The sequence below is a fragment of the Tessaracoccus pujii genome, from assembly GCF_054483895.1.
Map to the genome: position 1 here is coordinate 1,643,793 of NZ_CM137012.1, position 23,583 is coordinate 1,667,375.

Below are 23,583 nucleotides of genomic sequence, written 5' to 3' on the forward strand. Positions count from 1 at the left end.
GTCAGGCTCCTTCATCCATCGAGACGGCCGAGACGTGGGCGGGGGCGCCGGGCACCACGGAAAGCCGGTCGGCTGTGTTGGGGTTCAGCGGAACCCAGACCACGTCGTCGACCATGCCGGGGGTGACCTCGACCGGCAGGACCATGGTGCCGCCGTCGGACTCCACCGTGGCCACGTCCCCGAGGCCGAGGCGTTCGGCCGTGGCTGCGGACACACGGGCGACGGCGGGCCGGGCCGTGGCCCGCAGCGCCAGCTCGTGGTCATTGCCCTGCGAAGCGTCCAGCAGCTCGCGCCACCCGGCGAGCGTCACGCCGTCGGCGGCCGCGACGGACGCGTTCACCGTCGGGGTGGCGGTGCGCTGGCCGTCCCACGTGCCCAGCTCGATCAGGTCGGCGTAGGCCTGCTTCGAGGCGCGGAACCCGAGGTCCTGGCCCATCGCATCGGCGAGGGCGGCCAGGATCCGCAGGTCGGTCATGGGCGAGGGGACGTTCTTGTTGACCACCCGCACCCGTCCGTGACGGTGCTCCCAGTTGAGGAAATGGCCCGACTGCTCCTCGACGAGGGCGGCCGGCAGCACCACGTCGGCGCGCTGCGACACCTGGGAAAGGCGCTGTTCGATGCTGAGCACGAACTCGGCCCTCTCCAGGCCGGCGAGCGCCGTGGACGGGTCGGCGAGGTCCGCCGGATCCACACCAGCCAGCACGAGCGCCTTGAGGGAGCCGTCGGCGGCGGCCGCGAACTGCTCCTCCGCGGAGAGGCCCACGTCTGCCGGCAGCGAGGCGAGGCCCCACTGCGAGGCCACGTCTACGCGCGCGGTCGGGTCGCTGACGGGACGACCGCCGGGCAACAGGCCCGGCAGGCATCCGGCCTCGACCGCGCCCACGTCGCCTGCGCGGCGCGGGATCCAGGCGAGGCGGGAGCCGGTGGCGTCCGCCTTGGCGGCGACGGCGCTGAGGAGGCCGGGAACGGTGGCCGCCCGCTCGCCCACGAGGATCACGGTGCCGGCATCGAGATCGGTGAGCTCGTCGAGCGCAGCGACCTCCCCACCGGGGGCGACCGGGACCAGGGTGGCGGACAACTTCTCAGAGCCGCGCGACGCGAACGGCGCCAGCGTGGTGACCTTCAGGCGGTTCCCGCGCACCGCCTTCCGGAGCCGCAGGAACACGATGGGCGACTCATCCTCCGGCTCGAAGCTCACCAGGACCACGTGGCCGGCGCTGTCGAGATCCGAGTAGGTGACCGACCGGGTCAGGGGCTGCCCGGCCACGCGGGCCGCGAGGAACTCGGCCTCCTCGGCCGACGAGGGCCTGGAGCGGAAGTCAACGCTGTTGGTGCCCAGGACTGCGCGGGCGAACCGGCTGTAGCCGTAGGCGTTCTCGACGGTGAGCCGTCCACCGGTCTGGACGCCGACGGAGGTGCCCGCGGCCCGGAGCCCGAGGACCACGGCATCGATGGCCTCGGGCCAGGATGCGGGCTGGAGCACGCCGTCGCGGCGCACGAGCGGAAGGGTGATGCGGTCCTCGCCCCGTGCGTACATGAAGCCGAAGCGGCCCTTGTCGCAGCTCCACTCCTCGTTGACGGCCTCGTTCTCGCTGGCGAGGCGCCGCTTGACCTGGTGGTGGCGCTGATCGGCGCGCAGCTGGCAGCCGGAGGCGCAGTGCTCACAGGTCACCGTCGTCGACACGAGGTCGAAGGGGCGCGCCTGGAAGCGGTACGCGGCCGAGGTGAGGGCGCCGACCGGGCAGATCTGCACGACGTTGCCCGAGAAGTAGGAGTCGTAGGGATCCTGCTCGTAGGTGCCGATCTGCTGGAGCGCGCCGCGCTCGACGAGCGCGATGAACGGGTCTCCGGAGATCTGCTCCGAGAACCGGGTGCAGCGCGCGCACAGCACGCAGCGCTCGCGGTCCAGCAGGATCTGCGCCGAGATGCTCACCGGTTTCGGGAAGGTGCGCTTCAGCTCACGGAACCGGCTCTCCCCCGGCCCGTGCGACAACGCCTGGTTCTGGAGGGGGCACTCGCCGCCCTTGTCGCAGATGGGGCAGTCCAGCGGGTGGTTGATGAGCAGCAGCTCCAGCATCCCCACCTGCGCCTTCTTGGCGACCGGGGAGCTGACCTGCGTGTTGACCTTCATGCCCTCGGCCACCGGCATGGTGCACGAGGCCTGCGGCTTGGGGAATCCGCGTCCGTTGCCGGCGTCGGGGATGTCCACCATGCACTGGCGACAGGCGCCGACGGGGTCGAGCAGGGGGTGGTCGCAGAAGCGCGGGATGGCGGTGCCGATCATCTCCGCGGCGCGGATGATGAGGGTGCCCTTCGGCACGCTCACCTGGGTGCCGTCGATGGTGAGGGTCACCAGATCCGGCTTCGGCGCGACCTCCTCACCCGTGGTGGTCTTGGTGTCGACGCTCATCGAAGGTCTCCTTCCACGGCGAACAGCGCGCTCTTCTCGTAGGGGAACAGTTCCCAGGCCGGCGTGTGGTAGCCGAGCTCGAACTCGGAGCGGAAGTGCCGCACCGCGCTGGTGACGCAGGCGACGGCGCCATCTGCCAGGGCGCAGAACGAGCGCCCGCCGATGTTGTCACAGATGTCCAGCAGCTTGTCCACGTCGCCCTCCAGGGCGGTGCCGGCCTCGAACTTCATGAGCAGCTGCACCAGCCACCACGAGCCTTCACGGCAGGGGGTGCACTTGCCGCAGGACTCGTGCTTGTAGAACTCGACGAACCGCAGCGTGGTGCGCACGATCGACGTGGTCTCGTCGAAGACCTGCAGGGCCTTGGTGCCCAGCATGCTGCCGGCTCCGGCCATCCCCTCGTAGTCCAGGGGAAGGTCGAGGTGTTCGGCCGTGAGGATGGGCGTCGACGAGCCGCCGGGGGTGAAGAACTTCAGCTCACCACCACCGCGGATTCCGCCGGACAAGTCCAGCAGCTGACGCATCGTGATGCCCATGGGGGCCTCGAACTGTCCGGGGCGGGCGACGTGCCCGGACAACGAGTAGAGGGTGAACCCGCTCGACTTCTCCGACCCCATCGACTTGAACCAGGACGCGCCGTTGGTGAGGATCGACGGCACCGAGGCGATCGACTCCACGTTGTTGATCACGGTGGGGGATGCGTACAGGCCGGCCACGGCCGGGAACGGCGGGCGCAGGCGCGGTTGCCCGCGGCGGCCCTCGAGCGAGTCGAGCAGCGCCGTCTCCTCGCCGCAGATGTAGGCGCCGGCCCCCGCGTGGACGATGATGTCCAGGTCGTAGCCGGTGCCGAGGATGTTCCTGCCCAGGTACCCGGCGGCGTATGCCTCGCGCACCGCCTGCTGCAGCCGGCGGATGACGTGCAGCACCTCGCCGCGACAGTAGATGAACGCCGTGTGGGCGTTGATGGCGTAGGAGGAGATGATCACGCCCTCGACGAGGGTGTGGGGCGTGGCGAGCATGAGCGGCATGTCCTTGCAGGTGCCCGGCTCCGACTCGTCCGCGTTGACCACGAGGTACTTCGGGTTGGGATTGTCCTGGGGCACGAAGGACCACTTCATGCCGGTGGGGAAGCCGGCCCCGCCACGGCCGCGGAGATTGGCCTCCTTGACCAGGTTCACCACGTCCACGGGCTGCATCGCCAGCGCGGTGCGCAGGGCGCGGTAGCCGCCGCTGGTCTCGTAGCGCGACAGCTTCCACGAGTTGTCCTCGCCCCAGTGGGCGGAGAGGACCGGGGTCAGCAGATCCGTCACTTGGTGGCCTCCGGCTTCTCAGCGGCCGGCCGGGTGTCGGCCGACGGCGCGGACCAGTTGTTCTCGCGGGCGATCTCGCGCCCGAGCAGTGAGGCGGCTCCGGCCGAGGGGCCCTCGTCGGCACGCCCGTCCGGGAATCCCGCCAGCACCCGCTCCGCCTCGCGCCACGAGGTGAGCGTGGCCCCGCGCGGGGACACCACCTCCTCGTCGGCGACCAGCTGGTCCAGGAGCTCATCGAGCTTCGCGGGATCCATGTTGTCGAAGAACTCCCAGTTGACCATCGTCACCGGAGCGAAGTCGCATGCCGCGTTGCACTCGAGGCGCTCCAACGAGACCTGCCCGTCCGGCGTGGTCTGGTTCTCGTCGATCCCCAGGCGCTTCTTGGCCCGGTCGAGCAGGATGTCGCCACCCATCACGGCGCACAGCGCGGTGGTGCAGACGCCGACGTGGTGCTTGCCGGCGGGGCGCCGCTTGTACATGGTGTAGAAGGTGGCGACACCGGAGACCTGGGCGGTGGTGATGCCCAGCACGTCCGCGCACACCTCGATGCCGCGGGGGCTGACCCGGCCGTCCACCGACTGCACGAGGTGCAGCATCGGCAGCAGTGCCGAGCGTGGCTGCGGGTACCGGGCGGCGAGCTGACGCAACTCCTCGATGGTGCCCTCGTCGATGCTGGTCGACTGATCCGAGTAGTCCACCGAACCGGACTCGGGGAAGTTGCTGGCAAAGTGGCCGCTCATCGGTCCACACCTCCAAGGACGGGGTCGAGGCTGGCGATCGCGACGACGACGTCGGACATCATGCCGCCCTCGCACATCGCCGGGATCGACTGCAGGTGGTTGAAGCCCGGATCCCGGAAGTGGACCCGGTAGGGGCGGGTGCCGCCGTCGGAGACGACGTGACAGGCCAGTTCGCCCTTGGGCGACTCGATGGCCTCGTACACCTGACCGACCGGCACCTTGAAGCCCTCGGTCACGATCTTGAAGTGGTGGATCAGCGCCTCCATGGACTCGCCCATGATGTGCTTGATGTGCTCGTTGGAGTTGCCCTGGCCGTCCTCGCCGACGGACAGCTGGGCCGGCCACGCGATCTTCGTGTCCGCCACCATCACGGGCTGGCCCTGGGTGCGCTCCAGGCGCTCGTAGCACTGCTCGACGATCTTCAAGGACTCCCAGCACTCCTGCAGGCGGATCCGGAAGCGTCCGTAGGCGTCGTTCGAATCCCACGTGACGGTGTCGAACTCGTAGGTCTCGTAGCCGCAGTAGGGCTGCTTCTTACGCAGGTCCCAGTCGTAGCCGGTGGCGCGCAGCGGCGGGCCCGACATGCCCATCATCATGGCCGAGGTGAGGTCCATGACGCCGACGCCGGACTGGCGGCCGATGAAGATGGGGTTCTCGTTGCAGAAGATGGCGTACTCCGGCAGGTGCTTCTTCAGCCAGTCGATGACCGTGCGGAGGTGGCTGAGCCCGTCCTCCGGCAGGTCGTTGGCGACGCCGCCGGGGCGGATGTAGGCGTGGTTCATGCGCAGCCCGGAGAGCCCCTCGAGGAAGTCGAGGATCATCTCGCGCTCGCGGAACGCGACCGTCATGACGGTCAGGGCTCCGATCTCCATGCCGCCGGTTCCCATCGCCACCAGGTGTGAGGCGATCCGGTTGAGTTCCATGACGAGGACCCGGATGATGCTGGCCCGCTCCGGAACCTCATCGGTGATCCCCAGCAGGCGCTCGACGGCCAGGCAGTAGACGGCCTCGTTGAACAGCGGGGCGACGTAGTCCATGCGGGTCACATAAGTGACCCCCTGGGTCCACGTCTTGTACTCCATGTTCTTCTCGATGCCGGTGTGCAGGAAGCCGATGCCGGGGCGGATCGAGGTGACGGTCTCGCCGTCCATCTCCAGGATGAGGCGGAGCACCCCGTGCGTCGACGGGTGCTGCGGGCCCATGTTGACCACGATGGTCTCGTCGCCGCGCTCGGCGTGCTCGGCGGCGATGTCCGCCCAGTCCCCGCCCTGCGCCAGGTAGACGCGGTCAGCCTTGTCTGCCGTCGACCCCGCGAAGACGTCTTCGGTCGCTGCGTGCGTGCTCATCAGGAGTAGTTCCTCCGGTTATCGGGGGCGGGGACCTTGGCGCCCTTGTACTCGACGTCCACGCCGCCGAGCGGGTAGTCCTTGCGCTGCGGGTGACCCTGCCAGTCGTCGGGCATGAGGATGCGGGTCAGCGACGGGTGGCCGTCGAAGACGACGCCGAACATGTCCCAGGTCTCGCGCTCGTGGTAATCGGCCATGGGATAGGTGGCCACCACCGAGGGGATGTGGGGATCCTCCTCGGGGCACGTGACCTCGAGGCGCACCCGGCGGTTGTGGGTGTGGCTGAGCAGGTGGTAGACCACGTGCAGCTCGGCGCCCCGCTCCTGCGGGTAGTGCACCCCGGACACCGACGCGCACACCTCGAAACGGAGGTAGGCGTCGTCGCGGAACCGGCGCACCACGTCGGGCAGCTGCTCGCGCGGCACATAGATGGTCAGCTCCCCGCGGTCGAACAGGACGCGGCCCTCCCCCAGCCCTGGCAGCACCTCGAGCGCGCGGCCGTGGATGGCGTCGAACGGTTCGCCGAACGGGCCTTCGGAGCGCCCGGGCATCGCGAGCTCGCGGCGGATGCCGCTGTAGCCTGAGGTGTCGCCCGACCCGCGCGACCACATGCCCTCCTGGCGCGCGAAGACCGGCTGGCCCACGGGGGCGGCGGCCTGGGCGGGCAGGTTCTGCTCGGGTTGCGTCTCGCTCATCGCATGAGTCCCTTCAACTCCACCTTGGCCGGCGCGATGAGCGCAGCCCGTTCGGCCTCCTCGACGGCGGCTGCCTCGTTCGGCCCGATGGGGCGGTTCTGCACCTTCTCGCGCAGCTTGAACATCGCGTCGATCAGCATGTCCGGCCGCGGGGGGCAGCCGGGGACGTACATGTCCACGGGGAGGAAATGGTCACAGCCCTGGACGATGGCGTAGTTGTTGAACATGCCGCCCGACGACGCGCAGGCACCCATCGAGATGACCCACTTAGGGTTGGGCATCTGGTCGTAGACCTGGCGCACCACCGGCGCCATCTTCTGCGAGACGCGGCCGGAGACGATCATGAGGTCCGCCTGGCGCGGCGAGGCGCGGAACACCTCCTGGCCCCAGCGTCCTGCGTCGTAGCGGGGCGTGCCGTAGGCCATCATCTCGATGGCGCAACAGGCCAGACCCATCGTCGCGGGCCAGAACGAGGCCTTGCGGACCCAGCCGAAGACACCCTCGACCGTGGTCAGGAGGATGCCGCTGGGGAGCTTGTCTTCGATACCCATGCCTGGATTTCCTCTCAGTCCCAGTCGAGGCCGTTGCGGCGCAGGACATAGAAGTACGCGATGAACACGGTGACGATGAACACGATCATCTCGACGACGGCGAAGGTGCCCAACTGCCGGTAGGCCACGGCCCACGGGAAGAGGAAGACCACCTCGATGTCGAAGATGATGAACAGCATGGCGGTGATGTAGTACTTGACCGGGAAGCGGCCTCCGCCCACAGGCTGCGGGGTGGGCTGGATGCCGCACTCGTAGCTGTCGTACTTGGCCCGGTTGTAGCGCCGGGGGCCGACGACGAGGCTCAGCGACATCGAGATCACCACGAAGACGGTGGCCAGGACCACCATGCCCACGATCGGGATGTAAGGATTCATCAGTGAACTTTCCTTCCGGTCAGGCCGAGGGCGCAGCCTTGCAGAGCGCGTTGATGATGCGGTCCATGGCATCACCGCCATGCGAGTCGGTCAGGTTGGCCAGCAGTTTCATCACGAAGCGCATCAGCGTCTTGCGGGGCAGTCCGTAGCGCGTACAGAGGTGCATGATCCGGGGGTCGCCGATGAGTTTCACGAAGATGGTGCCGAGGCGATAGTAGCCACCGAGGCTCGCCTTCAGCTGGGCGGGATATGCCTGCATGGCCTGCTCGGCGGACCTGGTGCCGGCGCCACGCGAGAACGCCTCGGCCAGGGCCGAGGCGGCCATCTCAGCCGATTCCATCGCGTATGCGATGCCCTCGCCGTTGAACGGATTGACCATGCCTCCGGCGTCGCCCACCAGCACGAGCCCGCGGCCGTAGTGGGGCTGGCGGTTGAACGCCATGGGGAGCGCGGCGCCCTGCACCGGGCCCACCATGTTCTCGTCGCGGAAGCCCCACTCCTCCGGCGTGTTCTCGAGCCAGCGCTTCAGCAGCGCACGGTAATCCGTCTTGCCGAAACTCTTCGAGGTGTTGAGCACGCCCAGGCCGACGTTGCAGGTGCCGTCACCCATGCCGAACACCCAGCCGTAGCCGGGCATGAGCGTGGACACGTGGGGCTTGCCGTCCCACAACTCGAGCCAGGACTCGAGGTGGTCGTCGTTGGTACGCGGGGACGTGAAGTAGGTCCGCACGGCCACACCCATGGGGCGGTCGTCGCGCTTGTTCAGGCCCATGGACACCGACAGGCGCGACGAGTTGCCGTCCGCCGCGACCACGTAGGGGGCGCGGAAGGCGCGGCCATCCTTGGTGGTGACGCCCGTGATCCGGCCCGTGCGGTCGTCGAGGACCGCGGCGTCCACGTTGGCTCCCTCCACGAGGGTGGCGCCCTGGGCGACGGCGTGCCTGGCGAGCATGTCGTCGAAGTCCGCGCGGGGCCGGACGAGTCCGTAGGGCGGGAAGTCGGTGAGGTCCGGCCAGGGCAGCTCGAACGGCTCGGTGCGGCCACCGTAGACGCGAAGACCCTTGTTGTGGAGCCAGCCGTTGGCCTCGGAGGTGTCGATCCCGATGCGGGTCAGCGCACGGGTGGCGCGGGGGGTGAGACCGTCGCCGCACACCTTCTCGCGGGGGAAGTGTGACTTCTCCAGGAGGGTCACGTTGAGGCCGTGCCGCGCCAGGTAGGCAGCAGTGCTGGATCCGCCGGGGCCCGCACCGACGACGATGACGTCCGATTCGGTGGGTGTGTCGGCAGACGCCGCGCCATCAGGCTTGGCGAACGACATGCGGTTCTCCTGTCTTCCCGGGCGTCTCTCGCGGTCAGTCTAGGGGGTGCCCGCAGATTTCGACCAACCGGGTTCAGAACGACCCAAGGCCCACTGACAAGGCCTTGCGGGGGCATTTAAGTTATGACTACGTTGCGTAATAGTCGGTTCGCCGAGGTTCGCCAGGAAGGTCCACGGGTTGGGGGCGGGTGGCCCGCGGGTCATCGCACGGCTATGCTCGCCAAGGTGATTCTGGACTTCGGCAGTGCGAGGATGCGCGCCACGACCGTCGCCATCGCGGACCCCGGCCCCCTTGAGCGGTTTCTGCCTGACGCGGCACCCGGGTGCGCCTTCGTGCGGCGCGGCGAGGGCTTCGTGACGCTCGGCGAGGTGGCGCGCTTCGAGACCGACACCCTCGAGGCCGCCGACGTGTGGTGGGACGAGATATCGAGCCAGATCGATCACGACTCCGAGATGCCCGGAGAGTTCGGCACGGGGCCGCTGGCCGTGGGCGCGTTCACCTTCGACCCCGACCGCTCCGAGGACCGCTCGGTCCTCATCGTCCCCGAGGTCATCGTCGGGCGGCGCGGCGGCGTGTCATGGATGACCCGGCTGGGGGCCTCGCGCCGCACCACCACGCTCCCCCCGCCCGGCTCGCCGACCGTCCCGCCCAGGGGCCTGCGGCAACTCGGCGGGTCCATGACCGAGCAGCTGTGGACGGACATCGTCGCGGCAGTGGTGGACCTCATCCGGCGCGACGAGGTGCACAAGGTGGTCCTGGCGCGTGACCTCCGCGTCCGGGCCGACGCGCCGCTGGACCTGCGCCACCTCCTCGCCGAGCTGATGGCGAAATACCCCATGACGTGGACCTACCTCGTCGACGGAATCGTGGGCGCCACCCCGGAGCTGCTGCTGCGCCGGCACGGCGGCCTGGTGACCTCGCGGGTGCTGGCCGGCACCGTCTGGCGCGACGCCGAAGGTACCGACCCCCTGGCCAAGGCGACCGAACTGGCGCGCTCGCAGAAGGACATCTCGGAGCATGAGTTCGCCGTCGACTCCGTCGCCTCCGCGCTGGCGCCCTACTGCCAGGCGATGAACGTCCCCGAGGCGCCGTCGGTCCTCAAGCTGCCCAACGTCATGCACCTGGCCACCGACATCACGGGCGTGGTCAGCCAGTCCGCCAGCGCCCTGACGCTGGCCGCGGCCCTGCACCCGAGCGCGGCCGTGTGCGGTACCCCGACCCACCTGGCGCTGGACATCATCAGTGAACTGGAATCCCTGGACCGCGGCCGCTACGCCGGCCCCGTCGGGTGGGTGGACACCCAGGGCGACGGCGAGTGGGCCATCGCCCTGCGCGGGGGCCAGGTGCGCCCGGGGACCCCTGAGGAGATCCAGCTGTTCGCCGGCGCGGGCATCGTCGCGGATTCGGCGCCGGAGGCCGAACTCGCCGAGACCGGCGCGAAGTTCGTCCCGATGCTGCAGGCCCTCGGACTGGCCTGATCAGCGCTTCCGCGGCACCTGGATCTTCTGCTTCGGGCTGCCGGGTCCGCCGCTGCGTCGGGTCTTCTCCTCCTCGAGCAGGCGCTTCTGTTCCGCCTGCTGGTCCATGAGGGTGTCGCGGTCCAGGCCGGAGCGCAGGAGCATGAAGGCGATCAGCGCGATGATCAGCGAGACCCACACCGGCCAGTTGAACACGATCGGCAGGGTCACGAGCACCACGATGTCCACACCGCGCAGCAGCGAGAACAGCAGCCCCGGCGGCATGGCGCCGATGCCGGTGGAGACGATGGGGCCGGAGTAGTCCGCCGGCTTGGCCGAGACCCAGCGCACCGCCGCCAGCAGGCCTGCGACGCCCGTCACCAGAGCTGAGGAGGCCGCCGTGACCGGATCCGACTCCACCCCCCCTGCCACGCCGAGGAACGCAGGGAAGACGCCGACGGTCCACAGGAGCGCCAGCACCGCCGGCACGATCATGGCCGCCTGCTTGATCTGGGACGGGTCGAACGGGAGGCAGCGCTGGAGGCCCTTGGTGCGCGTGAGGACCCGGAGGGAGTTCATGAACGGCACCAGCGCCGCCAGCAGCACGAGAGCCGAGATGGGCGGGTTGAGCATCGCCAGCCCCAGGGCCTGTACCGCGTAGGGCACCACCATGGTGGCGAGCAGGGTGATCAGCGGCATGGGTTGGCGCCACAGGCGCTGCACGTCGCGCATGACCAGCGCGGTCAGCCCTGACCCGGCGCCGCGCGTGGGGCGCACGTGGCCGCGCTTCTTGGCCTTCGCCTCGACGAGGATGTCGCGGATCAGCGCGAACTCCAGCGCGAACGCGGCGCCCTGCAGGCCGCTGAGCAGCGAACCGCCGGTGGTCAGGCGCTGGCGGCGGATGTTGCGCAGCCGTCGGTGGGCCAGGAACCCGGCCACTACGACCAGCAGCAGCCCCACGCCGGCGATGATGTAGGCCAGCTCCACCGCGATGAGGGTCAGCCCGCCGAGATCCATCCAGCCGGCAGCGCCGCTGACCAGCAGCACCATGGTGCCGATCGCCGTGGCCCCGATGATCCACTGCACCCCGGTGACGATCCAGTGCCGGTCCAGCCCCTGCTCGGCCGCCGCGAACGCGATGAGTCCCGCCGCCCCCAGGCCGCCGGCCAGCGCCCAGATGCCGATCTCCGCGGCCCGGGAGCCGGTCAGGGAGGCGATGAGCGCGCCGGCAGCGGCGCCCAGGACGGCCGCGGCGGCGATGCCGCCGACGAGGCGGCCGGCCAGCAGGCGGCGCCGGTCGGTAGGTCCGTCCATGAGCCAGAATCCCTCGGCCGACGACGCGACGACCGGGCCGAACAGCCTGGCCACCACGAGCGTGAACGCCAGGATGCCCGCCACCGAGGCCCAGGGCAGGAGTCCGCGGGCGGCCACGCAGCCCGCGGTGTCACAGATGGCCGCGGTGCGTTGAGCCTGGAGGATGGACGACACCAGCATGGCGCCGATGAGGACGATGGAGAACACCATGACGTACCCGTCGGACAGGGCCTGCCACAGGTTGCGGTCCGCGCGGCCGCGGCGCCAGTCGCGCATCAGCAGCTTGAGCTGCTTCTCGTCGACGACGCCGACCTCCGTCAGCCGGTGGTCCATCATCGGGCGCCCCCGAGGTGGAGCTCGCGGGCCCCGATGGCCTGCAGCAGGGAGGGTTCGTGGCTGGCGAGCACGATGGCGAGACCGCCGGCGAGCTCCGCCTTCAACCGCTCACCCAGCCAGGCGACGCCCTCCACGTCGAGACGCTGCTCGGGCTCGTCGAGCACGAGCAGCTGGCGGGGGCGGACGAACGCGGTGGCCAGCGCAAGGCGTCGGCGCTGACCCGACGAGAGGGTGCTGGGCAGCTGCCCCGCCTGCGGGACCAGCTGCACCTCCTCGAGCACCTCGTCGACGAGGTCGTCGGGGTCGTGGAGGCCGTGTGCCCGGGCCAGAAGATCGAGGTGCTCGACGACGCTGAGGTCCGGGAAGAAGTCCAGGTCGTCGATGACGGTGGCCACGGTGCGACGGATCTCCGGGTTGGTCTCGGTGACCTTGGTGCCGTTGACGGTGATGGTGCCCTCGTCCGGACGGTCGGCTCCCACGAGGCAGCGCAGCACCGTCGACTTTCCGGCGCCGTTGCGTCCCGTCAGGGCGACCGCCTCCCCTGCGTGCACCCTCATGCTGAAGTTCTCGATGATGGTCACGGGCCCGTAGGCCTTCTTGAGGTTGTCGACCTGGAGTACGACGTCTTTCTTAGCCACGCGGCCAATTGTGGCTCATCGACGAAGCGGTGGCACATCGGGCGCCTGCCTCGCCGGGACGGCCACCACCTGATCGACGAACCGCCGGATGATCGAGGCCACCGCCGCCGGGTGCGTGAGCGGTGCGAAGTGGCTCGCCCGGGGAACGATGGCCAGCCCGGCTCCGGGCACCAGGCGACGGTACCGGCGCTCGTCGACCCTCATCTGGTCGAACTGCCCGTTGAGAAACAGCACGGGACACGCCACCGTGGCCAGGACGCGCGGCGGGCAGTCCTCGGCCACCGCGCGCCATACGGCGGGCAGCGAGCCGTAGGACGCCGCGTCGGGGAGCAGGCCCTCCCGAACGCCGAGCCGCCTGGCGAGCCCGAGCCGGACCCGGCCGAGCCGCCGGTGATCCACCCGCCCCGTCAGCCAGGCGAAGCCCCGGTACGGCACGGCCATCGGCCCCCTCGGGTTGCCCGTCGCGCCGATCAGCACCACCCCCGCCAGCCGGGGGCGCGGGGTCGAGGCGAACAGCCCGCAGAGGTAGCCGCCGAGGCTGTGCCCGACGAGGACCACGGGCCGATCCCCGGCCGCGGCCTCACCGATGACCTCGAGCGCGCCCGCCGTCGAGAACGTCTCCCCGCTCCGGGGACCGTGGCCCGGCAGGTCCACCGCGACCACGTCGAGGCCGGGCAGCAGCGCCGGATAGTCGGCCCACTGCGCCGACGAGGACATCGAGCCGTGCACCAGCACGAGGCGGGCCGTGCTCGGGTCCTGCGGTTGCGTCATGGGTCAAGCATGCCGCCCGCGCCGGTCTGCCGGGCGCCCCGCTAGGCTGCAGCAATGCAGAATCAGCGGGCCACGATGGAGAAGCGACGCGGCGAGGTGGCCGCCATGTTCGACGGCGTGGCCAAGCGCTACGACCTCTTCAACTCCGTCCTCAGCCTCGGCCAGGTGCACGCCTGGCGCAGGGCCACCGTGAGGGCCATCGCCCCGCGGCCCGGTCAACGGATCCTCGACCTGGCCGCCGGCACGGGCACCTCCTCCGCGGTGCTCGCGGAGGCGGGCGCCTACGTGGTGCCCTCGGACATCTCGATCGGCATGCTCACGCAGGGCCGCCGTCAGCAGCCCCACCTGGACTTCGTGGCGGGCGACGCCCTGGCCCTCCCCTTCGCCGATGCCACGTTCGACGCCGTGACCATCTCCTACGGCCTGCGCAACGTGGAGCGCACCCTGGACGCCCTCGTGGAGATGCGCCGGGTGACCAGGCCGGGCGGCAGGATCGTGATCGCCGAGTTCTCCACCCCCACCATGCCGGCCTTCCGGCACGTCTACACCAACTACCTGGTGGCTGCCCTGCCCACCATCGCCAGGCTGTCGAGCAATCCGGTGGCCTACGGCTACCTGGCCGAATCCATCCTGGCGTGGCCGGATCAGCGGGGGCTGGCGCAGCTGATGCTGGAGGCCGGGTGGAGCGGCGTCGAGTGGCAGGATCACGCGGGGGGCATCGTCGCGCTGCATCGCGGCTGGAACGCCTGACGTGAACGGGTTCGTGCTGGACGCCTACGCCGCGCGCAGCTGCCCGGTCAAGACGTTCCATCTCTTCGATCCCACCCTGGCCCAGCCGGAGGCGCCCCTCGACGAGTCGCTGCGCGAGTCGTTCCAGGGCGGCTCGGACTTCCGCGACGAGGTACTCAACCGGCTCGCCGCGGACGCCGGGGCCGTGGACCTCCGTGGCATGCATCAGGCGGGCGCCAGCTGGGTGGAGCGGGAGGCGGCCTGCCTGGCGGCCATGGGTGCCGGCGCGCCAGTGATCCTCGGGGGGGTGCTGCCGCTGGACCTCGACGGGCACCGGAGCGGGCGCCCGGACGCGTTGGTCCGCGGCACGGACACCGCCTCCGGGGCGGCGGGCTACTGGCCGCTCAAGGTCAAGCCCTACCGGGTGCGCGAGAAGCAGGTGGGCGCCACCGCCCTGCAATGGTCGCCGCTTGGCCACATCGGCGCCTGCGAGGTTCTCCCGGACCTGCGCTACCGCGTCTACCGCGAGGGGGCGCTGCTCGAACTGGCGCACCACTGGCGGCTGCTCGAATCCTGCGGATTCGCCTCCTCGGAGCCGCGGGCGGCGGTCGTGGGCAACGATCGCGCGGCGGGCGCCGAACCCACGGCCACCTGGGTGGACCTCACGCACCGCTTCATCCGCACCTATTCTCGCAGCGCCGGCCACAAGCTCCGCTCGGCGCTCGAGCGTTACGACCACGAGCACCAGTTCCGCGTCCACGTGGCCGAGCGCGCCGCGGAGCGCACCGGCCTGGACGATCCGCCCCCCGTGGTCCGGCCGATCAGGGTCAAGGAGTGCGAATGGTGCTCGTGGTGGTCGGTGTGCCGGACGCGCATCGACGACGACGACCTGTCGCTGCGCATCTCCAAGGCGCCGCTGGACGTGCGCGAGCTGCAGACCCTGATGAGCCTGGGCATCACGACGGTGGCGCAATTGGCGGAGGCGGACGTCGAGGAGCTTCTACCGCGCTACCTTCCGCTCACGGGGCACCGCGACCGCCCCGAGCAGCGGCTCCGGCAGGCCGCGAAGCGGGCCCGCATGCTGGCCACCGGGGTGGACCTGGAGCGGGTGAGCGTGGACCCCATCGGCGTGCCCCGAGCCGCCGTCGAGGTGGACCTGGACATCGAGACCTCCGACGACGGCACGGTGTATCTGTGGGGCGCCCTGGTTGCCGGGGACGACGCCTCCCCGGCCCCCCGCTACGTGCAGTTCAGCCGCTTCGGGGCGGACGTCGCGTCCAAGGAGTTCGAGCTGGCGGAGGAGTTCGCCCGGTGGCTGCTCGGCCTGGTCCAGCGGCACCCCGAGCTGCGCGTGTTTCACTACAGCGACTACGAGACCGTCCACCTGCACCGGCTCGCCGAACGCAGCGCCAGCCCGGTGTTGAAGGAGCTGTGCGGGATCATCCGCACGCACTTCGTGGACCTGTTCGGCTTCGTGCGGGACAACTTCGTCGGCGTGGACGGCCTGGGCCTCAAGGTGGTCGCCACTCGCGGCGCCGGATTCGCCTGGCGCGACGAGGAGCCGGGCGGCCTGGCGTCGCAGACCTGGTTCAGCGAGGCGGTCACGGGCACCACGCCGGAGTCGCGCGCCGCGGCCCGGGAGCGCGTGCTGCAGTACAACGAGGACGACGTGCGGGCCACCCTGGCGGTCCGCCGCTGGCTGACGGGCCTGGACGCCCCCGCGGCGGAGGCCTCAGCCCCGTCGTAGCGTGGCGACGATCAACTCGGCGCCACCGACGAGCGCACGCTCGAGCTCTCCGCGGGTCCCCACCCGCACCGAGTTCCAGCCCAGGGCCTGTCCGACGGGCACCAGGTCGAGGCCCTGCGGGGTGCCGAAGACGCGCTCGAAGCTGTCCGCGTAGGCCGGCGCCCCCTGCTCCAGGCCGTGGAAGATCGACCCGCCGCCGTCGTCGGCCACCACGATCCGGAGCCGGGAGGCCGGCTCCTGCGGGGCCCGGACGAGGGCGCCGAGGTCGTGCTGGAGGGTGAGGTCACCCAGCAGCACGGTGGTCGGACGACGGCCCGCCAGGGCGATCCCCGTGGCCGTGGCCACGGTGCCGTCGATCCCCGCCAACCCGCGGTTCGCGAACACCCGCGGCGGCGACGACGCGATGGGCGCGAGGTCCGCGGCGCGGATGATGGAGCTGGAGCCCAGCACGAGGTCGTCGGCGTCGGTCAGGGACGCCAGCACGGCATCCGCCACGTCGCGCTGGGTGAAGCCCGTCGCGGCGGCGTCGCCCTCCACGGCCGCCTCACGCCACTGGTCCACCCAGGCCGGGTCCTGGTCCTGCAGGATCACGCGGTCGGCGATCACTGAGGCACGGTGCCCCGGGTCGATCCAGGCGGCCGTGGACGAGACCACGACGATCTCCACGTCCCGCCGCGACAGCAGCGCCGTCACCGGGCGCGACAAGGTGGGGTGTCCCACCACGATCACGCGCGCGATGGCGCGGCCCACCCCGTCGAGCAGTTCGCGGTAGCGGGCCACCGCGTTGGGCCCGCTGCGGGCGTTGGACGACGGCTCCGCCAGCAGCGGCGCCCCTGACACCTCGGCCAGCGCCCGCGCCTCCAGACCGACGGTGGGCGGCGCGTCGCCCACCAGCACCACCGTGCGGCGGGCGTCGAGCTCGACGGCCGTGTGCCCAGCAGACCTCGGGACCGCGAACCCGCGCGGGCGCAGCGCCGGGAGGGTGCCCACCAGCGGTGCCGCGAACTCGGCGTTGAGCTGCACCGGCCCGGGCTGGCGGGTGCGCCTCCCCTCGGCGAGCGCGACGGCGCGGTGCACGCCGGCCGCCCACGCATCCTCGTCGCCGGACTCCGATGACAGGCGCACGACCCCGAGCGTCGACGGGCCGAACGCGCCCACCTGGTCTGTGGTCTGGTTGGCCCCGGTCCCGACCAGGTGCGCGGGCCGGTCCGCCGTGATCAGCACGAGCGCCACACCCGAGGCCTTCGCCTCCATGGCGGCGGGCGCCAGGTTGGCCACGGCGGTCCCGGAGGTGGTGATCACCGCCACGGCACGCCCCGATTCCTTGGCCAGCCCGAGCGCGGTGAACCCCGCGACCCGCTCGTCGACGCGCACGTGCAGCCGCAGCGCACCGGCCCGGTCCGCCCGGTCAGCGGCGAGCGCGAGCGAGGCGCTGCGGGATCCGGGGGCCAGGACGACGTCGGTGACGCCGGAGCCGATGAGGGCGTCGAGGACCACCGATCCGAGCTCGATGCTGCTCATCGTCCCTCCTCCACGAGCCGGTGGACCCGCTCCCACCGATCCAACCAGAACCTGGTGAGCTCCGGGCCGGCCGCGTGGCGCTCGAGCAGGCGGGGCTCCACGTCGATCCCGCCGACGCCGATCACCCCGTCGACGGGCACGAGGGGGTGCGTCACCACGTCGTGCGCGAGCAGGCGGCCGGTCTCCAGCCCGCAGGCGTACGGCAGGTCCGGCAGCGCGGCGGCCAGGGCCACCCCCGCCCGCAGACCGACGGAGGTCTCCACCGCGCTGGAGACCACGACGGGCAGCCCGACCGCCTCCGCCAGCCGCAGGCAGGCCCGCACGCCCCCCAGTGGCTGCACCTTCAGCACGGCGATGTCCGCGGCGCCGGCGTCGCGGACCCGGAGCGGGTCCGCGGCTCTGCGGATGGACTCGTCCGCCGCGATCGGCACACCGATGTCCATCGCCCGCAGGGCGGCGAGGTCCTCGACGGTGGCGCACGGCTGCTCGGCGAACTCCAGCGCGTAGTGGCCCAGCTCCCGGAGGGCGTCGCGAGCCTCGGCCAGGGACCAGGCCCCGTTGGCGTCCACCCGGATCCGGGCGTCCGGCAGGGCCGAGCGCACCGCCGCGACCCTGGCCACGTCGTCGTCCAGCCGCTCGCCCGCGGCCGCGACCTTGATCTTGACGGTCCGGCACCCGGAGGCGACCGCGCGGGCCGCGGCCTGGTCGGGAGGGAGGGCAGGCACGATCCCGTTGACCTCCACCCAGCCGCGGACGGGGTCGGGATAGCCGTGCCCAGCGGCCTCCAGCGCGGCGCGCAGCCAGGATGCGGCCTCGTGGTCGCCGTACTCGGGGAACGGGCTCCATTCGGCCCATCCGGCCGCGCCGTGGATCAGCACGGCGCTGCGCCGGGTGAGGCCCCGGAACGGCACCGTCAAAGGAACATCGACGACGTGGAGCCTCATGCCAGCGACACACCCGCCAGCAGGCCGACCGCGATCCCGATCTCGGCCATGCCGGTGGACTGGATGACGGGGATGAGGGCGCGGCCCGTGGCACCGCCCAGGACCCGCCGCAGTGGGGCGACGAGGAGCAGCCCGCCGACGAGCGCGACGAGGGCCCACCAGGTGGTGAGGGCCGCGAACCCGAGTGTCGCGACGAGGGCGAGTGCCGCGAGGAGCGCGAAGAACAGCCGCGACCCCCGGTCCCCCAGCCGCACCGGCAGGGTCATCTTGCCGACGACGGCGTCCGTGGCGATGTCGCGCAGGTTGTTGGCCACGAGGATGGCGCTGGCGAGCGAGCCGACGGAGGTCGCGGCCAGCCACGCGTGCGGGGGCGCGGCGTCGGCGATGACGTACGCGGTGCCGACGGTGGCGACGAGGCCGAAGAACACGAACACCATGACCTCACCCAGACCCAGGTAGCCGTACGGTCTGGCGCCACCGGTGTAGTACCAGGCCGACAGGATGCTGAGGGCACCCACGGCGAGCAGCCACCAGTGCCCGCTGAGGGCCACGACGGCGATGCCGGCCAGGCCGGCCAGCCCGAACGCGGCGAACGCGGCCGTCTTCACCGCACGGGGAGACGCTAGGCCCGACGCCACGAGGCGGGTGGGGCCGACGCGGTCGTCGTCGGTGCCCCGCACGCCGTCGGAGTAGTCGTTGGCGTAGTTGACCCCCACCTGCAGGGCGAGCGCGACGCCGAGGCACAGCGCGGCCATGCCCCAGTCGTAGTGGCCGAGCGCGGCGGCGCTGGCCGCTCCGGCGAGGATGGGGGCGACGGCGGCGGGCAGGGTGCGGGGGCGCGCACCGGCCACCCAGACTGTGAGCTTCTCGTTCATGACCCGAGCAACTGTAGGAGCTTTTCGCGGTCCGGTTTGCCGCCGGCGGTCCGGGGCAGCCCCCGGACCAGCACGCATTGCCGTGGCAGGGAGGCCGCGGGGAGCGTCTCCCGGAGGCGGTCGCGCCAGCCGGCCAGGTCTCCGCTCGTCGCGAACAGCACCACGCGCACCCCCCATTCGGGGTCCGGCACGGCCAGCACCTCGGTGTCCGGGTCGAGCGCCAGGGCGGCGCCGCGCACCGCGGCCAGGTCGACGTTGACGCCCCCGCTGATCACCACGTCGTCGATGCGCCCGTCGATGACCAGCCTGCCGTCGGCCCAGCGGCCCCTGTCGCGGGTGAGGAGGGCGCCGTCGACGAGCACCTCGGCCGTCTCACGGGGCATTCCCAGATAGCCGTCGAACAGGGTGGGGCCGGCGATGGACACCCGGGCGTCGGCCCCCAGCCGGACGTCGACGCCCGGCAGCGGCACCCCGTCCCACACCACCCCGCCGCAGGTCTCGCTCATGCCGTAGGTCCCGATCACGGCGATCCCCGCCGCCTCGGCGCGTCGGCGCAGGTCCGGGTCGAGCGCCGAGCCGCCCACGAGCACCGCGTCGAACCGGGCCAGCCCCGCCGCGACACCGGGGTCCCCGAGCGCACGGAACAGTTGCGTGGCCACGATGGACACGGCGTTGGGTCCCGCCGCCGGTTCGAGCCCCGCCAGCGACGGGTCGGCGAGGCGCACGCCGCGACCCCGCAGCCCGCGCACGAGCACCATGAGCCCCGCAACGTAGCGCGGCGGCAGCGCGAGGTGCCAGGTGGCGCGGAATCCGAGCCGCTCGTGGGCGGCGTCCGCTGCGGCGGCGAGGGCGGCGCGGCCGAGGACCACCCGCTTCGCCGGGCCGGTGGATCCCGAGGTGCCGACGACGGCGGTGCCGGGCGGCGCGGAACCCTCGCCGTCGGCGAGCCACAGGCCGGCCCCCTCGCCGAGGAGGCTGCGCGCGTCGTCGATCCAGTGGCCCACGTCGTCACATTAGCCCGCGAGTAGGATAGGTCTGTGACCCGGGTTCTTCTGATCATCGCGATCGTGATGCTCACCGTGTACTGCGTCGTCGAGGTGGCGCAGGCGCGGGGGCAACGCGTGCGTGCCATGCCGCGGTGGCTGTGGGCGTTCCTGGTCATCGGTCTGCCGGTGGTGGGTCCGCTGGCGTGGCTCTTCCTGGGCCGCCCGACGACGGGCGGACGGGCCCTCGACCGCGGGCCCAGCGCCCCGGACGACGACGAGGACTTTCTCCGCGGCCTCCGCTGAGCCAGTCCACGAGTTCGGCACCCGGCCCTAGACAGCCTAGAATGGGTCGGCCACGTCGGACAGAGGAGAACAGATCATGCCTGGAGCAGTGGGGGCGGTGTCCGACTGGCTCCGCGAGTGCGCCCGCGAGTTCGCGCTGCGCAGCGAGGAGTTGGACGGCCTGGACCGCACCCTCGGTGACGGCGACCACGGCACCAACATGCGGCGCGGCACCGAGGCGGCGTTGACCATCGACCTCAGCGAGACCCCCACCGCCGCCGAAGCGTTGCGCCTGGTGGGCATGGCGCTGGTCAGCACCGTGGGCGGCGCCTCCGGTCCGCTCTTCGGCACCTTCTTCCTGCGGGCAGGCGCGTCCTGGCCCTCGGAGGTCTCGACGGCCGGGTTGGCCCGCGCGCTGCGTTCCGGTCTCGACGGCGTGGTCGCCCGTGGCCGCGCCGAGGTGGGCGACAAGACCATGGTGGACGCGCTGGAACCCGCCGCACGGGCCATGGAGGAGGCGGCCGCAGAGGGCTGCGCCGTGGCTGAGGCGCTGGCCAGGGCGGCCACGGCGGCCGAGGCCGGACGCGACGCCACCCTGCCCCTGGTGGCCAGGCGCGGCCGCGCTGCGCTGAAGGCCGAATCCTCCGTGGGCGTCATCGACCCGGGAGCGGTCTCCATGGCGCTGATCCTCGCCACGGCGGCCAAGCACATCCGGTGAGCGAATCGCGCCGGCGTCAAGGCCCTGGGGGCGCCCCGCGCGCCGCCTCTCCCCCCGGCGCGGGCGGTGTGGCACGATCGCAGAGTGACCGCCGACGACCCGGGCTTCACCGAACGCGAGTTCCAGATCCGCGACCTCAACGTCGTGGTCCTCGATTCGCGCCCCGACGCCATGCCGCTGGAGAAGGCGTTCGTGTTGGTGCACGGGCTGGGAGTGTCGTCGCTGTATTTCCGTGAACTCGCCCGCCATCTGGCACCGCATGCCCGCGTCGTGACCGTGGACCTTCCCGGCTTCGGGCGGGCCGACACGCCGGACCGGACGCTGCGCATCCCCAGCTTCGCGCTGGCGCTGATCGACACCATCGAGCGGCTGGGCCTCCACGACGCCGTCCTCGTCGGACACTCCATGGGCGTCCAGGTGGTGGTTGAGGCCTTGCGCCGCCAGCCCACGATCGCCTCGGCCGGCGTGCTGATCGGCCCCGTCGTCAACGGCGCCGAGCGGCGCGCTCCGACGGTGGTGCGACGCTTCCTCCAGGCCGCCTCGCGGGAGACCCCCGCGTCGGCCTGGCCGTCCATCCGCGCCTGGCTCAGCTGCGGTCCGCGGTGGTTCATCGACACCTTCCCCGCGATGCTCGCCTACCCCATCGAGGAACGCATCGCCGAGGTGCGCGCGGACCTCGCGCTCATCGCCGGAGAGTACGACCGGCTGGCACCGGGCCCATGGCTCGACGTCCTGCGGGCGGCCGCGGGCAGCGAGCGCGTCACCGTCGACGTCGTGCCGAACGCCTCGCACCAGGTGATGGTCACGCACCCGGAGCGGGTGGTGGACGGCTGCCTCGACATCGCGGGGCTGACGTGAGGCGGGTCCGGGCAGCGATCGGCCGGGCGCGCGCGGCGGCCACCGACTGGGGCATCGCCGGCCGCGACATGACCGCCGCGCTCTGGCGGCGCGTCCTCCCCTGGCGCCACCCCGGGCAGGACGGGGACGGACACGGTTGCCGCGACATTCCGGTGGTGCTCCTGCCCGGCATCCTGGAGCCGTGGAGCTACCTCGCCCCCCTGGCCCGCTGGCTGGTCAGGCACGGGCACCGCGTCGAGTTCGTCGAGACGCTGGGCTGGAACCTGGGCGATCTCGACGCGTCGGCGCAGCGCTGCCTGGCGGTGCTCGAGGAGCGGGGGGTCCGGAGGTGCGTCCTGGTGGCGCACTCGAAGGGCGGGCTGATCGGCAAGTCCGTGCTCCTGCGCCAGCGCGACGACGTGGCCCTGGGCCTCGTGACGGTCGCCACGCCGTTCGGGGGGTCGACGGTGGGCAGGAGGCTGCACCGGCTGGTCGCGAGGTCCCCGCTCGGCCTGTTCTCGCCGGAGAATCCGATCCTGCGCAGCCTGGCAGACGACGTGAGCGCCAACGCGCGCATCGTGTCCCTGGCCCCGGCGTGGGACCAGGTGATCCCGGACGGCTCGCATCTGGCGGGGGCCACCAACGTGAACCTCGACGTGCCCGGCCACTTCCGCCCCATGCGCGAGGAGTCGGTGTGGAGGATCATCCACGACCACATCCACCGCCTCGCCGACGTCGACCCGGCTCCCTGAGGGGCCGTGGTCCCACCCGGCCTCAGTCGATGTGGATGTCCTCGTAGCTGCGGGGGTCCTCGATCGGTTCCAGATGGCCGATGACCCGCAACTCCCTGAACTCGCCCTGGATCAGGTCCACCAGGTCCTCCATGGCGTCGTGGCCCTGCTGCACGGACCAGGCGCCCGGCACGAGCATGTGGAACTCCATGAACGCCCGCGCGCCGGAGATGCGCGTCCGGAAGGCGTGGAACCTGATGTCCTCGCGCTCGTGCTCTTCCAGGATCTCCCGCAGCCGGGCGTTGGTCTCCTTGGGCAGCGCCTCGTCCATGAGCCCTGAGGCCGATTCGGAGACCAGCCGCCATCCGGTCCACAGGATGTTGAGGCCCACCAGCAGCGCGACGACCGGATCCAGCCAGTCCCAGCCCGTGAGCCACACCAGGGCGATGCCCACCACGACGCCGGCGGAGGTCACCACGTCTGTCATGAGGTGATGCCCGTCGGCCTTGAGCGTGATCGAGTTGTAGCGACTCCCGGCCCTGAGCAGGACCACCGCCACGCCGCCGTTGACGGCCGCGGCCACCACCGAGATCAGCAGGCCCACCCCGATCTCCTCCAGCGGCCGGGGGAAGATCAGCCGTTCGACGGCGAACCCCACGATGGCCACCGCCGCCACGAAGATCATCACGCCCTCGATGGCGGAGGAGAAGTACTCGGCCTTCGAGTGGCCGAAGTGGTGGTTCTTGTCCGCCGGTTTCGCCGCGACCCGCAGCGCGAACAGCGCCACGACCGCCGCCACCAGGTTGACCACCGACTCCGCGGCGTCGGAGAGCAGGCCGACGGATCCGGTGATGAGCCAGGCTGAGGTCTTCAGCGCGATGGTGACGAGCGCGGCCGCGATCGACAACCAGGCGAACTTCGTGAGGTCGACGCGTGGTGTGGGCATGCGTCC

The 23,583-nt window shown here is 71.5% G+C and carries 23 protein-coding genes; 7 read left to right on the plus strand and 16 right to left on the minus strand.

Annotated elements, in window-relative coordinates; translation table 11 throughout:
- Window position 1 precedes the first annotated feature (1 nt).
- The 8 genes from ACX1D0_RS08050 to ACX1D0_RS08085 are packed head-to-tail and all read right to left on the minus strand — an operon-like array spanning window position 2 to window position 8,744.
- The gene (locus tag ACX1D0_RS08050; RefSeq protein WP_459020341.1) at window positions 2–2,410 is read right to left on the minus strand and encodes an NADH-quinone oxidoreductase subunit G; all 2,409 of its coding nucleotides are present in this window, start codon (window positions 2,408–2,410) and stop codon (window positions 2–4) included.
- The gene (nuoF, locus tag ACX1D0_RS08055; protein ID WP_459020342.1) at window positions 2,407–3,720 is read right to left on the minus strand and encodes an NADH-quinone oxidoreductase subunit NuoF; all 1,314 of its coding nucleotides are present in this window, start codon (window positions 3,718–3,720) and stop codon (window positions 2,407–2,409) included. Before nuoF ends, ACX1D0_RS08050 begins: the two co-directional genes overlap by 4 nt.
- Window positions 3,717–4,460 carry an NADH-quinone oxidoreductase subunit NuoE gene (gene nuoE, locus ACX1D0_RS08060; RefSeq protein ID WP_459020343.1) on the minus strand — a complete coding sequence of 248 codons (744 nt, stop codon included), beginning with the start codon at window positions 4,458–4,460 and terminating at the stop codon, window positions 3,717–3,719. Before nuoE ends, nuoF begins: the two co-directional genes overlap by 4 nt.
- The gene (locus ACX1D0_RS08065) at window positions 4,457–5,806 is read right to left on the minus strand and encodes an NADH-quinone oxidoreductase subunit D (RefSeq protein ID WP_459020344.1); all 1,350 of its coding nucleotides are present in this window, start codon (window positions 5,804–5,806) and stop codon (window positions 4,457–4,459) included. The genes nuoE and ACX1D0_RS08065 overlap by 4 nt, the downstream gene beginning before the upstream one ends.
- On the minus strand, window positions 5,806–6,501 hold the full coding sequence (locus ACX1D0_RS08070; protein WP_459020345.1) for an NADH-quinone oxidoreductase subunit C: 696 nt from the start codon (window positions 6,499–6,501) through the stop codon (window positions 5,806–5,808). The genes ACX1D0_RS08065 and ACX1D0_RS08070 overlap by 1 nt, the downstream gene beginning before the upstream one ends.
- Window positions 6,498–7,052, minus strand: a complete 555-nt coding sequence (locus ACX1D0_RS08075) for a NuoB/complex I 20 kDa subunit family protein (protein WP_459020346.1) — start codon at window positions 7,050–7,052, stop codon at window positions 6,498–6,500. The genes ACX1D0_RS08070 and ACX1D0_RS08075 overlap by 4 nt, the downstream gene beginning before the upstream one ends.
- 14 nt (window positions 7,053–7,066) lie before the next feature.
- A complete protein-coding gene (locus tag ACX1D0_RS08080) occupies window positions 7,067–7,426 on the minus strand; it encodes an NADH-quinone oxidoreductase subunit A (RefSeq protein WP_459020347.1) in 360 nt (119 codons plus the stop codon).
- 19 nt (window positions 7,427–7,445) lie between these two features.
- The gene (locus ACX1D0_RS08085) at window positions 7,446–8,744 is read right to left on the minus strand and encodes a geranylgeranyl reductase family protein (protein WP_459020348.1); all 1,299 of its coding nucleotides are present in this window, start codon (window positions 8,742–8,744) and stop codon (window positions 7,446–7,448) included.
- A gap of 225 nt (window positions 8,745–8,969) precedes the next feature.
- On the opposite strand from ACX1D0_RS08085, the gene ACX1D0_RS08090 reads away from it, so the two are divergent.
- A complete protein-coding gene (locus tag ACX1D0_RS08090) occupies window positions 8,970–10,223 on the plus strand; it encodes an isochorismate synthase (RefSeq protein ID WP_459017405.1) in 1,254 nt (417 codons plus the stop codon).
- Here ACX1D0_RS08090 and ACX1D0_RS08095 read toward each other — a convergent pair whose 3' ends face one another.
- From ACX1D0_RS08095 to ACX1D0_RS08105, 3 genes are read right to left on the minus strand one after another with little or no spacing between them, the layout of a single operon-like run.
- Window positions 10,224–11,852: a DUF6297 family protein gene (locus tag ACX1D0_RS08095; protein WP_459017406.1), complete on the minus strand. Its 1,629-nt coding sequence runs from the start codon at window positions 11,850–11,852 to the stop codon at window positions 10,224–10,226.
- Window positions 11,849–12,490, minus strand: coding sequence for a heme ABC exporter ATP-binding protein CcmA (gene ccmA, locus ACX1D0_RS08100; protein WP_459017407.1), 642 nt, complete (start codon window positions 12,488–12,490; stop codon window positions 11,849–11,851). The genes ACX1D0_RS08095 and ccmA overlap by 4 nt, the downstream gene beginning before the upstream one ends.
- Window positions 12,491–12,505: 15 nt before the next feature.
- Complete coding sequence (locus tag ACX1D0_RS08105; RefSeq protein ID WP_459017408.1) at window positions 12,506–13,261, minus strand: alpha/beta fold hydrolase; 756 nt, start codon at window positions 13,259–13,261, stop codon at window positions 12,506–12,508.
- Between the two features lie 54 nt (window positions 13,262–13,315).
- On the opposite strand from ACX1D0_RS08105, the gene ACX1D0_RS08110 reads away from it, so the two are divergent.
- Both ACX1D0_RS08110 and ACX1D0_RS08115 read left to right on the plus strand, forming a co-directional pair.
- Window positions 13,316–14,011 carry a demethylmenaquinone methyltransferase gene (locus ACX1D0_RS08110; protein WP_459017409.1) on the plus strand — a complete coding sequence of 232 codons (696 nt, stop codon included), beginning with the start codon at window positions 13,316–13,318 and terminating at the stop codon, window positions 14,009–14,011.
- A 1-nt stretch (window position 14,012) separates the two neighbouring features.
- Window positions 14,013–15,737 (plus strand): TM0106 family RecB-like putative nuclease, encoded by a 1,725-nt coding sequence (locus ACX1D0_RS08115; RefSeq protein WP_459017410.1) that lies wholly within the window; start codon window positions 14,013–14,015, stop codon window positions 15,735–15,737.
- Here ACX1D0_RS08115 and menD read toward each other — a convergent pair.
- Genes menD through ACX1D0_RS08135 form a run of 4 tightly spaced genes read right to left on the minus strand, consistent with a single transcriptional unit; the run spans window position 15,723 to window position 20,081 of the window.
- The gene (gene menD, locus ACX1D0_RS08120) at window positions 15,723–17,258 is read right to left on the minus strand and encodes a 2-succinyl-5-enolpyruvyl-6-hydroxy-3-cyclohexene-1-carboxylic-acid synthase (protein WP_459017411.1); all 1,536 of its coding nucleotides are present in this window, start codon (window positions 17,256–17,258) and stop codon (window positions 15,723–15,725) included. The two genes, ACX1D0_RS08115 and menD, sit on opposite strands and share 15 nt — an antisense overlap.
- Window positions 17,255–18,202 carry an o-succinylbenzoate synthase gene (locus ACX1D0_RS08125; protein ID WP_459017412.1) on the minus strand — a complete coding sequence of 316 codons (948 nt, stop codon included), beginning with the start codon at window positions 18,200–18,202 and terminating at the stop codon, window positions 17,255–17,257. Before ACX1D0_RS08125 ends, menD begins: the two co-directional genes overlap by 4 nt.
- The gene (locus ACX1D0_RS08130) at window positions 18,199–19,077 is read right to left on the minus strand and encodes a 1,4-dihydroxy-2-naphthoate polyprenyltransferase (protein WP_459017413.1); all 879 of its coding nucleotides are present in this window, start codon (window positions 19,075–19,077) and stop codon (window positions 18,199–18,201) included. The genes ACX1D0_RS08125 and ACX1D0_RS08130 overlap by 4 nt, the downstream gene beginning before the upstream one ends.
- Window positions 19,074–20,081, minus strand: coding sequence for an AMP-binding protein (locus ACX1D0_RS08135; protein WP_459017414.1), 1,008 nt, complete (start codon window positions 20,079–20,081; stop codon window positions 19,074–19,076). The genes ACX1D0_RS08130 and ACX1D0_RS08135 overlap by 4 nt, the downstream gene beginning before the upstream one ends.
- A gap of 33 nt (window positions 20,082–20,114) precedes the next feature.
- Here ACX1D0_RS08135 and ACX1D0_RS08140 point away from each other — a divergent pair, with 33 nt between their 5' ends.
- From ACX1D0_RS08140 to ACX1D0_RS08155, 4 genes are all read left to right on the plus strand, one after another.
- A complete protein-coding gene (locus ACX1D0_RS08140; RefSeq protein ID WP_459017415.1) occupies window positions 20,115–20,366 on the plus strand; it encodes a PLD nuclease N-terminal domain-containing protein in 252 nt (83 codons plus the stop codon).
- A gap of 76 nt (window positions 20,367–20,442) precedes the next feature.
- The gene (gene dhaL, locus ACX1D0_RS08145; protein ID WP_459017416.1) at window positions 20,443–21,063 is read left to right on the plus strand and encodes a dihydroxyacetone kinase subunit DhaL; all 621 of its coding nucleotides are present in this window, start codon (window positions 20,443–20,445) and stop codon (window positions 21,061–21,063) included.
- 84 nt (window positions 21,064–21,147) lie between these two features.
- Window positions 21,148–21,921: an alpha/beta fold hydrolase gene (locus ACX1D0_RS08150; RefSeq protein WP_459017417.1), complete on the plus strand. Its 774-nt coding sequence runs from the start codon at window positions 21,148–21,150 to the stop codon at window positions 21,919–21,921.
- The gene (locus ACX1D0_RS08155; RefSeq protein WP_459017418.1) at window positions 21,918–22,652 is read left to right on the plus strand and encodes an esterase/lipase family protein; all 735 of its coding nucleotides are present in this window, start codon (window positions 21,918–21,920) and stop codon (window positions 22,650–22,652) included. The genes ACX1D0_RS08150 and ACX1D0_RS08155 overlap by 4 nt, the downstream gene beginning before the upstream one ends.
- A 22-nt stretch (window positions 22,653–22,674) precedes the next feature.
- On the opposite strand, the gene ACX1D0_RS08160 is transcribed toward ACX1D0_RS08155, so the two are convergent.
- Entirely contained in the window at window positions 22,675–23,577 is a 903-nt protein-coding gene (locus tag ACX1D0_RS08160) for a cation diffusion facilitator family transporter (RefSeq protein WP_459017419.1), read from the minus strand.
- Between the last annotated feature and the right edge of the window lie 6 nt (window positions 23,578–23,583).